Genomic DNA, 12,413 nt, shown 5'->3' with positions numbered 1-12,413 from the left:
TTACAAAGGGGTAGGAGATCAATTATATTTTAGAAACGTTTTCTGCTTGAGAGCCACGTTGTCCTTTTAGAATATCAAATTGTACGCGTTGCCCTTCATCAAAGGATTAAAACCATCATCAGTAATCTTTTCTATTGTTATGTAAATAAAATAAAAAATGGTTTCCTGGTCTGGAAACCATTTTTGTATTTGACCATATGGTGTTTACCAATTCGTATATCTCTTTTACGTAAAGAAGAAACAATTACTATTCACTGTCTCAGTAGATGTACAAAATTCTTAAAGATAGAGGTGAGATTGATTGTTTTTTTCTTCTAGAAATAATGACTTAGATAATATATTGTATACCTAAAACAATGAAAGCCCTACCTCTCTTTCATCCTTACGGCTCCTTGTCCGTGCCTGTGTGAATCAGGATTGCAAAAATCAAGCGACTATTTTATCGAGTTATTTGATGAAACTTCAAACGTTCGTAAAAGAAATTTAAATAATAAAAATGGATTAGATTGTAGAAATAACAAAAGAGGTTAATGCTCTAATAGTGAGCTGAAGAAGTTGACTGTCTTTGTAAAGATTTACTTTTAATAATAATCATATTCCCAAAAAATTCAGGATATTTTCGGGAGATGTAATACATTATCTATAATTAACATTAACCTTAAGAGAAACTATTTATTTGATTTTCAGTGATCCCTTTAATCAATCCCAGTTCACTAATCAAAAATTCATGTGCGTTATCCAACATTTTTTTTTCGCTTGTATTAAGTGCTTTTTCTTTCTTCATACGCATTAAATCACGCACAACTTCAGCACCTTCTTGTATTTTACCAGTTTTTATTTTGTCCATGTTCACTTTATACCTTTGTTTCCACGGAAGTAATCTATCTGATTCTCCATGCTGAAAAATGTGTATGATGTGTTTTAATGCTATTATGTCAGTAACTGGGCGTATACTTGAACTCAATATTTTACCCATAGGAATCATGACTTGCATATTACCGATTAACATTTTTATGACATAATACTGTTGTTTTTCCCCTGAGATTTCCTTTTCTTCTATGGCTTTAATTATACCTACTCCGTGCATTGGATAAACAATGTTATCGCCAATTTGAAACAAATAATCCACCTCCATATATGGTAACCTACTTAACCTTAACATATATATTATTTTTTATCAAATTTTTAATTTTATCATAAAATTATTTTCTGTGTCAACCACTTTTTCTTTAAAGATCAGAAAAAGCAAAAACAATAGGAATCGTGTCGGATTACCAATAAAGGGAAGGTAGATTTTCCCGAGTATATTCTGAAACCTCTACTAACCTTAATATTATTATTCTTTATAAAACCTTCCTGCGCAAATAACACAAAAAGCGACTGCCTTGTTCAGCAATCGCACCCAGCTTGTTTAAGTACATCATTTCACAAATTAAAAAAGAAATTGTTTCAATTCTCAGTTGAAAATTAAAGTTAATTCTATTCCACTAAATCCAAAGCCTTTTTAATTAAAGGATTCATTTTATTATATATGTCTTCTCTAGATAGGTTTACTCCAATGTTAGGTTCAATACCGATTCCTTCAAATTCATTACCATTTGGAAAGTATACTCGAATAGAACCAATTCCTAGATTTATATTGTTTCCTAAGTTGATATATACTGGTTGACCAGTTGACCCATAGGTACGTATTTAACAAACATAATTTGCTTTTAATAATCTCCACATTTATTAAGTACATTATTTCTATTTCACAATATTACTCATTATCTGTCCTATAAGCTTCTCTATTTATATCTGGGCTGTTATAACCAGTGAATAATCCTTCTTATATTCATTTCTTATTGCTTTCTTTTTTTCAAGAGGTCATGGAAGTTTTTTTACCGTTTACCCTTGCTCGCTTTCTTTCCTAATTCTCTATTCCCTTTATAGTTTCTCCTAGATTTCTCTTGTACCTTTATTTTAGACTTTTTGGCATATCGCGGTGTCTCTGAAGTTAACTGAACAGGAACATCACTCTTTTCCTTAGACAACAATTTCAAGGCAACTGAAACTAATGCGGTTGAATCGTACTGATCTAGCAATTCGCCTGCTGCATGTTTAAACTGTGTGTACTGCTCCTCTTCAAGCAATTCAATCATCTTTTCTACTGCTGCTCGCTGCATAGACTCCCTTGCCTCTGCTACCGTCGGTAATGATTTGCGCTGGATATTTCCTTTAGAGGCTTTTTCAATACTGCGGATCTGTCCAGTTTCCCTCGGTGTAGCAAATGTGATAGCTAACCCCGTCTTACCTGCCCTCCCCGTTCTGCCGATTCGGTGAACATAACTTTCCGGGTCTTGAGGAATGTCAAAATTGTAGACGTGGGTAACCCCTGAAACATCAATTCCCCTCGCAGCCACATCGGTCGCAACTAAAATATCAATGTTTCCCTCGCGAAATTTATTCATCACATCATCTCGCTGCCGTTGATTTAAATCTCCGTGTAATCCATCAGCAAGATACCCTCTTTTATTCAATGCATCACTTAATTCATCCACGCGTCTTTTTGTCCTTCCAAAAATCACGGCTAATTCTGGGTTATCCACGTCCAGCAGACGGCAAAGCACTTCAAATTTATCCCGTTCATTAACCTCATAATAAATTTGCTTTACGGTCGGAGAGGTAACTTCCTTCGCTTTCATTTTTACTAACTCTGGATCGTTCATAAACCTTTCCGCAAGAATTTGAATCGGTTTTGGCATAGTTGCGGAGAAAAGCAAGGTTTGTTTTTCTTCAGGGGTCTCTTTTAGGATTCGTTCGATATCCTCCAGAAAGCCCATATCTAACATTTCATCAGCTTCATCCAAAACCACTACTGAAACCCGGTCTAACTTCAACGTTCTACGTTTAATGTGGTCTAAAAGTCTTCCGGGTGTTCCCGTTATAATGTGAGGTCCCTTTTTTAATGCCTTAATTTGGCGATCTATCGACTGTCCTCCATAGATAGGGAGAGAGGTTATGCCCATGTATTTAGACAATCGATTGATCTCTTCTGAAACCTGAATAGCCAATTCTCTTGTCGGTGCAATGGCAATCGCCTGAACATATTTTTTGCTCATATCCACTTTCTCCAAGATAGGTATGGCGAACGCAGCCGTCTTCCCGGTCCCTGTTTGTGCTTGACCAATAATGTCCTTCCCCATCAATGCTATAGGAATGGCTTTCTCTTGGATAGGAGATGCTTCTTCAAATCCCATATCCGTAATTGCCCTTATTATAGGTTCACTAATTCTCATTTCTTGAAATGTTGTCATACTCAATAACCCCTTCTTTGTGCTTACTATTTTTTATATTGGACTAATCTCCTTGATTGAATGCACATCTATATGCAATATTTACAACTTTTCAGCCTCCCTCATTCAAATAAGACTTTTCGTTAGTATGCTTACCATTTGTTTTACCGTTATATGTACCCTTTTTATTAGTGATTTTGCAGTGATTTTGGGTTTTGTGGGTTTAAAAAATAAAAAAACAGAATTTGTGTTGAAATTCAAATTTAGGCTTTTTCAAAAAAACTTTGTGAAGGATTGTACTTAAACTAATCTGCCAGTTACTTCAATAAGAAAAAGCATTACCGTTGTTCCAGTAATGCTCCCGTTTTAAGAAGTTTAGTTACTAAATTTATTAATTAATTTCTCTGTTGTAATTACCGTAGCAAATTCATTATGTAATGTAGCTAAAGATACATTATGGATAGTTTCAGCATTATAATAAGTGTTATTTTCGTCCTTTATACCAAAGGATGCAGTTGCATCTGAAATCAGGTAAGTTTTGAAACCTAAATTTCCACTCATACGAGTAGTTGTAGATACACAATGAGGTGTAGTTAACCCAGTTATAACTACTGTTGATATTTGATTTTCTCTTAAATACTCTTCTAAATTAGTACCAATAAAACTACTATTTACTTTCTTATTTATAATTACTTCTCCATTAATAGGTTTAACTATTTCTTTAATTTCAAATCCCTCATTCTTAGGATAAAAAACCGAAGAAGTATTATCGGACATATGTTGAATGTAAATAACCCGCCAATTTTTTCCTCTCCAAAACTTTAAAATATTGCTTATATTTTTTTCCGCGTTTAGGTTATTTCGTTCTCCCCATTTTTTATCATCAAATGCTTTTTGTACATCTATAATAATTAAAGCAATTTCATCCATTTTTTCCCCTCCAAGATTTAATGCATCACATTCTAATATACAATTAACACTTTGTAAATAAAATTCCTTATTGAACAAACCTGCCAGTCAATGGAACAAGAAAAAGGGGTTGCCGTAGCAACCTGTCCTATTTCATAAGAATCCGTTGATCAACGATAGCAAGTCTATATTATGTTGTCTCAGCCTCTAATTTCGTAATGGCTCCAAAATACTGTGAAGCAGTAGTAAAAGTGATAAACGCAGAAAGCTCACTAATTTCCGCATCAGATAGATACTCTTTCAACACATTAAATTGAGCATCTGATATATTTCCTTTTTGTTTTAAAAAAGCCTCTGCAAAACCTACTGCAATAGACGTTTTTTCATCGAACAAATGGGGTTCAGGTTTTCCTTTTGCCTTGCAATACTCACAACCATTACTTTGTGCTAAAGTTCTTCTTACTTGTTCTTTTAGGTGGGAAGATAGATTCATATCTTTTTCCAACACTTCTCCTAATTGATTCCATCCATTTAAGACATCTGTATTATGTCCTAAAAGTCTTTGAAAAGGTGTCTCCCCAAATTCAGATTCATTAATTCTTGCCATAATTACTACCTCCTTGTAGAATTAACTATACCGAACATTTTTAAATAATCGCATTAAAAATATAACTTTTTTTACATATATACTTTTGAAAATTAACAAAAAACGGAGGTTTTTATTAAAAATGAAAATAGATTCAATTGATAAGAATATAATAGATGAATTAAACGAAAATAGTCGATTATCGATGAGTGAACTTGGAAGAAGAATTAATTTATCTTCACCATCTGTAACAGAACGGGTAAGGCAAATGGAGTCATTTGGAGTAATAAAGAAGTATACATTAGAAGTTGATTACAGTAAACTAGGACTTCCTATTCAATGCATTATAGAAGCAACAGTCAAAAATGGAGATTATAATTCTTTTAAGAGATATATTGAAAGTCTGCCCAATGTAGAGTTTTGTTACCGAATTGCGGGAAATGCCTGCTATATGCTTAAAATGCAATTCGATACATTTGCCAAAGCAGAAGAATTTATTGAAGATGTAAATCCTTATGCTCATACGGTAACACATTTCATTTTTTCTAAGGTTGAGACGAATTTAAGAATTGGTTCGGACTGATTTTATCCTTGTTGAACTAACCTGCCAATTAGCTTAAAAACAAAAAAAGAATCGCCGCAGCAACCACATCTCTAACATAAGTACCCGTATAGTTGAACTAATCCGTTTTATAAAACAATAAATATTCCCAGCACTATGAAGGCAACACCAGTTAAAAGCACCAAACTTATATATATTCTTAGTGGAAGTTTACTTAATAACTAAAAAAATAAATCCCATTCTATAAATCCACTTATACCAATGTCTTTGTAATCCTTACTTTTCATTCTGAATAAGGAAGAAAAGAGTATAAATCCCCCCCACAAAATAAGCATTGCCCCTATGAATAATGCCAATATATTTCACCTAACCTTTTCGCATTTATCTCTATGGTTAGTTTTGTCTTGAATAGCTAAAATCCTTCTAGTTCCACAAACCTGTCCGTTTGTTCAATAAGAAAAAATGACCGACGCAGCGATCATCATCCTCAACAAAAGCACCCGTTAGTGATAGCAAAAAAATTAATACCTTACTCTGGAAATCCTTGGCGTAATGCTTCTAAGAATATTTCAGCTATTCCATTAGGGTTTCCATTTTTCGTTGCTTCTTCTGAAAACCAAGAATATTCCAAATCGTGAATAATGATGGGTATTTCTCTTTTAAATGTATTACTAATAACTTTATTATCGTGCAATCTTTTTGCTACATTAGAAACTATTTGCAATAGCTCATAATATCCGTTTGGTCCTTTTCCTATATAATTATAATCATCATCATCATTAATGTTTCGTCCTCGTACCCAATATCTTTTATGCCATTTTCCTTATACCATTGTAATAAAATGGTTGTTGATTCTTCATCACCAATAATTTCAATTTCATCTTGTCTCCAAAAGGCATAATTCCATCTCTGCCCACTAAGCTGTGAACTATGTTCACAATCTTCTTCGGTATTATAACTTATTGCAAAAGTAGGAATATTTTCTAAAGCTTCATTTGTATGTACAAAAAAAGATAATGCATATATTCCTTCATCATCCCAACTCTCAATAATGGGTTCTATCTTATTGTACAGATAATCTGTTAAATCTATCATCTTATTCCTCCTACTAATGTAGATAAGTTCTTTTCATAGTATTATCATATTTATATTTACTCCTTAACCTTCCCACATTGCTCTTCTTCATTAAATTAAACTGATCCTTTAGCATTCCTGTAGATCGTTATTTTTCGACTTTGAAAAAAATAAGGTCCCTCAGTAAGATATGAGTATAGACACCACTCTAACTCACAACTTTAGGAGGAACCCTACTATGAAGTTTAAAATGCAAAACAAACAAAATCAACTAATAGAAAGAATTTCCGTCAAACATCTCGTCGTCGGTGTGGATATTGCTCAACAATTTCACGTGGCAAGAGCCGTAAATTTCCGTGGAATTGTAGTCGGAGATACACTTACCTTCAAAAATAACGAAGAAGGATTTACTAGTTTCTTAAACTGGATTAATGATCTTCAAAGACTAAACAATCTAGATGAAGCCATTGTTGGGATGGAACCAACAGGACACTATTGGATCAATCTTTCAAAATGGCTTTCTAAACAGAATATTGAGGTAGTAACGGTAAACCCACATTTAGTAAAAAAGAATAAAGAAAATCGTGATAATACTCAATCAAAAAGTGATAAAAAGGATGCTTTAGTTATAGCTGATATGGTGAAGAACGGTTACTATTCAGAGGTTAGGTACACATCAGAATCTTTTGAAATACTTAGGGTTCTTATGTCTAACCGTGATGTAGCAGTTAAACGCCTTGTGAGCTCTATCAATCAATTAAATCGATGGGTAGATATTGTTTTCCCAGAACTACGACAAGTATTCAAAGATATTAAAGGTAAAGGCGCAATCGCAACCCTTCGATTATTCCCAACCCCAATGGAATTAGAAACTATGCAGCCTCATGATGTCATCACAGGTTGGAAATCAATAATGAAGAGGCAGCCTGGATTAAAAAAGGCCCTATTACTCCTCCAGTTAGCTAAGAAATCTGTTGGTAATAGACAAGCACTTGATGCTTATAAATTCCATTTAGAGCAGTTATTAGAGGAATATGATTTAGCTTTAGAACAACTCGAAAGAGTAGAACAACAAGTTACTGAAGCATTAAATAAAATTCCTTTCGCTAAGAAGCTCCTTACCATAAAAGGAATTAGTGAAATTTCTTTAGCTGGCATATTAGGTGAGGCGGGAGATTTAAGTGGTTTTTCTCACGGTAATTCTCTTCTTCGCCATGCAGGATTGCATTTAGCTGAAGCAAGTTCAGGCAAGTGGAAAGGCCAAATTGTCATTTCTAAACGTGGACGATCAAGACTAAGACGATTCCTCTACTTAGCAACAATGAGCCTAGTGATGAACAACCCAGAATTTCAAGCAATACATTCTCAAAATGTAAAAGTTAAAAAAATGAAGAAAATGAAATCAATTATGAAATTAATCGGCAAGCTGGCAAGGATTTTTGTAGGGATAGCACGTAGAAACGAGACCTATTGTCCTGAGAAAGTACAACCTTTAACAGAACTAGCAGCGTAACAACTAGCACCCGCTTCAAATATGAAAGTAAACAAGTATTAACCGAATGTTGGCTTATTCGTAGGATTTCAAATATGTACGGAATACCAGATTTATTGTACACAAGGGCACAGACCCATTCCGTTAGCATAACTGGCCTCCACCCCTTGGATAGGCATGACGAAGGAATGATAGGGCAATTGACCCGTTGAGACATGGGAGGGAAAGCCTCCAGGGGCGGCGTGGAGCATGTACATTATATGGTAAAATGTGGAGTTTATATCCACTCCTCTATTTCACTATGCCTTACGAAGCCAAAATGATCTGAAATCATTTCATCTAATTGTTAACTCCAAATCAAGGGATATGAAATCCTGCGAATAAGCGAGTATTTCGGGAGAAAATCGTATTATACTGAGGGAGTTCAATAAGAAAAAGCCGCCTAAAGTAGCAGCTGGGCTATAAAAATCAGTATTAGTTAACTTAATAATTTAGAATAATCATTAAAAGAATGGATAATGATATGAAACCAATCATAAAGTACCAAAGTATCTTAATGGTTTTGGCAACCTATTTAATTTCGCATTTTTTGGATTTCCTGCATTTCCTTCTATCCTGTTAAAATGGTCGTTTACATCATTAAACGGTTTATCTTCCTCTTTCATCCAACCACCCCTTCCCTAAATTTTAACATATTCAATCCTCGATATTTTGCATTTTTTGTGTTTTTTTTTGAACTATCCTGTCACGTTACTTGAATAAGCAACTCGCTTTTATTACACCTTTTGTTCGTATTTCGAAATTCAACCTATTGTTGCATTATTAAACTAATTGTATGATTTCGCTGAAAACACTTGTTTGTTCCTCCTATTTTCTGTTACTATTTTCTAGTATTTAGTAAAAAGGAGTCATACTTACAATGCCATCCTCAAAATGTGTTGAAAAAAGCAACCTTATTCAGATGATTGAATTGTTACGACAAGAGTTAACAGAGACTGGACTCAAAGAAGGATTTACAAGTAAAAAGACAATTGAACTTAGTCAAAAACTAGATAGCTTTATTACAAGATATCAGGGCTTAATGAACTAATTCTCAATTTATGTCAAAAGTGACTTAAAGCAGGCATCTCTTATAGAACTATCCTTGCCAGTTAGTTTCAACAAAAAAATGATCGCTGAGCGATCATCATCATAAACAAAAGCCTCTAGTAGTTGAGTAACTTTAACATCATTTATCGAGTACAGAGTTATATCCTTTCACTTTTTCATATAAATACTGTACGGCATACAATATATACGCTTTGTAATGTATATATATAAAGAATGGAATAAATTAACTCATTTAGACGAACAATTTTAATTTTATTTAAGAAAGGGATTAAGAGAAAAGCAAAGAGTCCATTAGCTATGGCATTAATAAATACAAATTTTTTAAAGTTTCCATATGAAAATTTAAGAAACTACAAAGACATAGGAAAATATGGACCAATATCAAAAGGAAGTTCATCTCTTATAAGGGATTTTGGCTTATCGTAAAATTCTCACCACTTCTTCTTACGTCCATACAAATGATTTATAATTTCAAAAATAGTTATAAAAACACCGGCCAAAGAATAACGTTTGATACTACGCTTACCTATAAATAACAATGTAACCAGGGTATGGTATTAAAAATAAATTTAATACTTTGTGCCTTTTTGAAGCCATATGTACCATTTCACCTCTCCCTGAATTTGTTCCATTATGTTTTAATATCTCCAAATATTAAAAAATCCACTATAAATTTTTTTATTTCACTTTATTAATTGGTCTTTATTTCCTTATCGTTAGAGTCTAAATCCCTCTTTAATTTAAGTCAAATTCTCTAAACTCCCCTTGATTTATTGATTGGTAAGAATATATCTATTGCAAAATTTTATGGCTATGGGCGTAAAACCCATTTATCCTAAGTTAATTACCAAGAACATTCAACTATCCACCACAACTTAGCTGCTGGTATACTTTAAAAGTATAAACTTAGGACATAAAACATCACAACCGTCAAGTAATTAGCTCCACTTCCAAGAACATTTCTTTAGGAAAGCAAATCACCATTACTTTAAAAAAAGAGGTAGTTATGAATAGTAGATATAATCATTTATTTAATAATCCTATTTATTTTAAATGTGGTTTTATTATACTTATGCTTTTGAGCTTTATACTTAACGGCTTGATTATAAACGAAACAAACACTTATATTCTTTATATTTTCAGTTCCATTTTGTTAGGTATCGGTTTCTATAACTTGTCTAATTTGTCTATAGCCTTCCTTACTACTTTTGTTGTCAGTTGCAGATTTTTTCTGATACCAGAAAAACAAAATAATGTAGAAACGTTTCTAACGTATTTATTTACCTATCTTTTAATAACATTTATTTCAGTTAGTTTAATGAAAAATGCCCAAAAAGTTAGAGAAGATAATATTGAATTAACAAAAGCACTATCCAATGCTTTAGATTCCAGAGATACTTATACCCAACATCACTCTGAAAATGTTGCAAGATACGCTGTAGAAATAGCAAAAAAGATGAATCTATCAAGTGACTTTTGCAGTGCCATTCGTATTGGAGGTTTACTACACGATATTGGCAAAATTGGTATCCCTGAATATATCTTGAACAAGCCTGACAAGTTAACAGATGATGAATACAGTATTTTAAAGTGCCATCCAATTATTGGCTACGAAATGATTAAGCATATCTCAACTTTTAAAAATAATGGAGTATTAGATATTATTTTATATCATCACGAAAGATACGATGGTACTGGTTATCCCACAGGATTAAAAGGAAATAAAATACCATTAGGTGCGAGAATAGTTGCTGTTGTAGATGCCTTTGATGCAATGTCTTCCAGACGTGTGTATAGAAATGAACTAGATATTGAACATATTCTAAAAGAAATACTTAATAATAAAGGTACACAATTCGACCCAGAAATAGTCGATATTTTTCTTAGCCTGTTTGAACATCAGTATCAATTATGCGAGAAAAGATAATAAACAATTAATTATGTTATTAAATATTCATTATTTTAGTTCGTCATCATTAAATTTACCTGACCCCTAATTTATATTGATAAAATAATGGATGTTAAGAATTGTTAAAATTTAAATATATTGATTATCTCCGATTATATGCAACAAAATAACCCTTCTCTGAAAGAGGTAAGATATGAAAAAAAGTAAAATTAAAAATAAAGGATTAGTTGTTAAGTTAGAGGAATTAATTCGATTAACAAACCAAAGTGTAACAGACATAATGGAGAATAACCTTACTATAATCTTTTGGTCTTATGATGTAATTAATGAAAAGTTAATATGTACGGAAGGCTTAGAAAAGCTATATGGTATTACTCTGGAAGAAATTATGGAACAAAAAATATGGAAAAGGATTTTAGGAAAAAATAATGAGAATATAGCTAATGAATTGAAACTTTTATTTTGCAAAAAAGAATCATTTAATATTGAATATAAAGTTATTCTGAAGGATGGTTCAGAACGATGGCTGGTAACAAAAGGGACTCCTGTTTTAAACTCCATTAATGAGATTATTAGACTTGATGGCTCTACTTATGATATTACAGACAAAAAGTTAAATGAATTGGTGTTAGAGGAATCTGAAAAACACTATAGGAACCTCGTAGAAAACTATGCACTTGGAGTTTATATTTCACAAGATGGAAGATATAAATTTGTAAATAATACACTGACATCACTTACAGGTTACAGTAAAGAGGAATTAATGGAAATGGAGTGGTCTGTCCTAATAGATGAAAAAAGTCAAGCGTTAGTAATAGAAAGAGTCTCGAATTTTATAGCAGGTAAAAACAATGGAATACACGAGATAGACTTAAAACATAAGAATGGTACAAAAATACCTGTAGAGTTACACTCAACAATTACTTCCTTTAAAGGCGAACCGGCTTTAATGGGGACACTCCTTGATATCTCCGAGAGAAATAAAAATAGAGAATTAGTAAATAAGCTTGCGTATTATGATAGGACAACGGGAATCCCGAATCGAAATTTGTTTTACAATACTGCTAATGAATTATTTGAATTGGCACACGAGAAAAAGTTTAGCTTTGCATTAATGTTTTTGGACCTGAATAATTTTAAAATGATTAACGACACTTTTGGTCATCAAATGGGAGATGAAATAATTAAGCAAATCTCTCACAAATTAAGCGAATTAGTCCCAAAGACAGGATTCCTTGCCAGAATTGGTGGCGATGAATTCGTAATATTACTGAAATATCTTAAAGTTTCGGAAGTCGAGGAATTTGCTAGATTATTAATTAAAGACATACCAAGTTCACAATTAGAAGAAATAAAAACCTCTCCTTCCATTGGAATAAGCATCTATCCAAAAGATGGAGATAATTTAATTACATTATTAAGATGTGCCGATATCGCGATGTATAAAGCGAAAAAAGATAAAATTAGAAGGGGAAAATTATGAATTTTATGACAGC

Annotated in this window: 13 protein-coding genes; 5 read left to right on the top strand and 8 right to left on the bottom strand. The window is 32.7% G+C overall.

Translation table 11 applies throughout. The annotated features are described in order from the left end of the window. Positions 1-22 precede the first annotated feature (22 nt). The 5 genes from J7E81_RS31195 to J7E81_RS29145 all read right to left on the bottom strand — a co-directional run bounded on the left by J7E81_RS31195 (position 23) and on the right by J7E81_RS29145 (position 4,791). Positions 23-73, bottom strand: a complete 51-nt coding sequence (locus J7E81_RS31195) for a hypothetical protein (protein WP_308162303.1) — start codon at positions 71-73, stop codon at positions 23-25. 585 nt (positions 74-658) lie between these two features. Continuing rightward, entirely contained in the window at positions 659-1,120 is a 462-nt protein-coding gene (locus J7E81_RS29160) for a CarD family transcriptional regulator (protein ID WP_215047654.1), read from the bottom strand. 760 nt (positions 1,121-1,880) lie between these two features. Then, the gene (cshA, locus tag J7E81_RS29155) at positions 1,881-3,296 is read right to left on the bottom strand and encodes a degradosome RNA helicase CshA (RefSeq protein ID WP_215047653.1); all 1,416 of its coding nucleotides are present in this window, start codon (positions 3,294-3,296) and stop codon (positions 1,881-1,883) included. A 354-nt stretch (positions 3,297-3,650) separates the two neighbouring features. Then, on the bottom strand, positions 3,651-4,205 hold the full coding sequence (locus J7E81_RS29150) for a cysteine hydrolase family protein (RefSeq protein ID WP_215047652.1): 555 nt from the start codon (positions 4,203-4,205) through the stop codon (positions 3,651-3,653). 169 nt (positions 4,206-4,374) lie between these two features. Beyond that, on the bottom strand, positions 4,375-4,791 hold the full coding sequence (locus tag J7E81_RS29145; RefSeq protein ID WP_215047651.1) for a carboxymuconolactone decarboxylase family protein: 417 nt from the start codon (positions 4,789-4,791) through the stop codon (positions 4,375-4,377). 121 nt (positions 4,792-4,912) lie between these two features. Here J7E81_RS29145 and J7E81_RS29140 point away from each other — a divergent pair, with 121 nt between their 5' ends. Beyond that, on the top strand, positions 4,913-5,353 hold the full coding sequence (locus J7E81_RS29140; protein WP_215047650.1) for an Lrp/AsnC family transcriptional regulator: 441 nt from the start codon (positions 4,913-4,915) through the stop codon (positions 5,351-5,353). A gap of 508 nt (positions 5,354-5,861) precedes the next feature. Here J7E81_RS29140 and J7E81_RS29135 read toward each other — a convergent pair. Together J7E81_RS29135 and J7E81_RS29130 are read right to left on the bottom strand one after the other, a co-directional pair. Then, on the bottom strand, positions 5,862-6,056 hold the full coding sequence (locus J7E81_RS29135; RefSeq protein WP_215047649.1) for a hypothetical protein: 195 nt from the start codon (positions 6,054-6,056) through the stop codon (positions 5,862-5,864). 29 nt (positions 6,057-6,085) lie between these two features. Next, positions 6,086-6,427, bottom strand: coding sequence for a hypothetical protein (locus J7E81_RS29130; RefSeq protein WP_215047648.1), 342 nt, complete (start codon positions 6,425-6,427; stop codon positions 6,086-6,088). Positions 6,428-6,644: 217 nt separating this feature from the next. On the opposite strand from J7E81_RS29130, the gene J7E81_RS29125 reads away from it, so the two are divergent. Then, positions 6,645-7,919 carry an IS110 family RNA-guided transposase gene (locus tag J7E81_RS29125; protein WP_215047647.1) on the top strand — a complete coding sequence of 425 codons (1,275 nt, stop codon included), beginning with the start codon at positions 6,645-6,647 and terminating at the stop codon, positions 7,917-7,919. A gap of 512 nt (positions 7,920-8,431) precedes the next feature. Here J7E81_RS29125 and J7E81_RS31030 read toward each other — a convergent pair. Next, positions 8,432-8,563 (bottom strand): hypothetical protein, encoded by a 132-nt coding sequence (locus J7E81_RS31030; protein WP_285292069.1) that lies wholly within the window; start codon positions 8,561-8,563, stop codon positions 8,432-8,434. Between the two features lie 254 nt (positions 8,564-8,817). Between J7E81_RS31030 and J7E81_RS29120 the strand changes: the two genes are divergently transcribed. The 3 genes from J7E81_RS29120 (at position 8,818) to J7E81_RS29110 (ending at position 12,400) form a co-directional block, all read left to right on the top strand. After that, positions 8,818-8,988, top strand: coding sequence for an aspartyl-phosphate phosphatase Spo0E family protein (locus J7E81_RS29120; RefSeq protein WP_215047646.1), 171 nt, complete (start codon positions 8,818-8,820; stop codon positions 8,986-8,988). A gap of 1,026 nt (positions 8,989-10,014) precedes the next feature. Beyond that, the gene (locus J7E81_RS29115) at positions 10,015-10,935 is read left to right on the top strand and encodes an HD-GYP domain-containing protein (RefSeq protein ID WP_215047645.1); all 921 of its coding nucleotides are present in this window, start codon (positions 10,015-10,017) and stop codon (positions 10,933-10,935) included. A gap of 175 nt (positions 10,936-11,110) precedes the next feature. Next, complete coding sequence (locus J7E81_RS29110; RefSeq protein ID WP_215047644.1) at positions 11,111-12,400, top strand: sensor domain-containing protein; 1,290 nt, start codon at positions 11,111-11,113, stop codon at positions 12,398-12,400. Positions 12,401-12,413: the final 13 nt, after the last annotated feature.

The sequence above is a fragment of the Bacillus sp. ISL-18 genome, assembly GCF_018613415.1.
Lineage (GTDB): Bacteria > Bacillota > Bacilli > Bacillales > Cytobacillaceae > Neobacillus.
The sequence above is the reverse complement of the archived record's forward strand: the minus strand, read 5'-3'. Positions and strand labels throughout refer to the sequence as shown.

What these genes read in the sequence shown, in the direction of transcription:
- J7E81_RS29120 (WP_215047646.1), top strand. Translation starts at nt 8,818, where the DNA reads ATGCCATCCTCAAAATGTGTTGAAAAAAGCAACCTTATTCAGATGATT.
- J7E81_RS29110 (WP_215047644.1), top strand. Translation starts at nt 11,111, where the DNA reads ATGAAAAAAAGTAAAATTAAAAATAAAGGATTAGTTGTTAAGTTAGAG.
- J7E81_RS29115 (WP_215047645.1), top strand. Translation starts at nt 10,015, where the DNA reads ATGAATAGTAGATATAATCATTTATTTAATAATCCTATTTATTTTAAA.
- J7E81_RS29125 (WP_215047647.1), top strand. Translation starts at nt 6,645, where the DNA reads ATGAAGTTTAAAATGCAAAACAAACAAAATCAACTAATAGAAAGAATT.
- J7E81_RS29145 (WP_215047651.1), bottom strand. Translation starts at nt 4,791, where the DNA reads ATGGCAAGAATTAATGAATCTGAATTTGGGGAGACACCTTTTCAAAGA.
- J7E81_RS29140 (WP_215047650.1), top strand. Translation starts at nt 4,913, where the DNA reads ATGAAAATAGATTCAATTGATAAGAATATAATAGATGAATTAAACGAA.
- J7E81_RS29150 (WP_215047652.1), bottom strand. Translation starts at nt 4,205, where the DNA reads ATGGATGAAATTGCTTTAATTATTATAGATGTACAAAAAGCATTTGAT.
- cshA (WP_215047653.1), bottom strand. Translation starts at nt 3,296, where the DNA reads ATGACAACATTTCAAGAAATGAGAATTAGTGAACCTATAATAAGGGCA.
- J7E81_RS31030 (WP_285292069.1), bottom strand. Translation starts at nt 8,563, where the DNA reads ATGAAAGAGGAAGATAAACCGTTTAATGATGTAAACGACCATTTTAAC.
- J7E81_RS29130 (WP_215047648.1), bottom strand. Translation starts at nt 6,427, where the DNA reads ATGATAGATTTAACAGATTATCTGTACAATAAGATAGAACCCATTATT.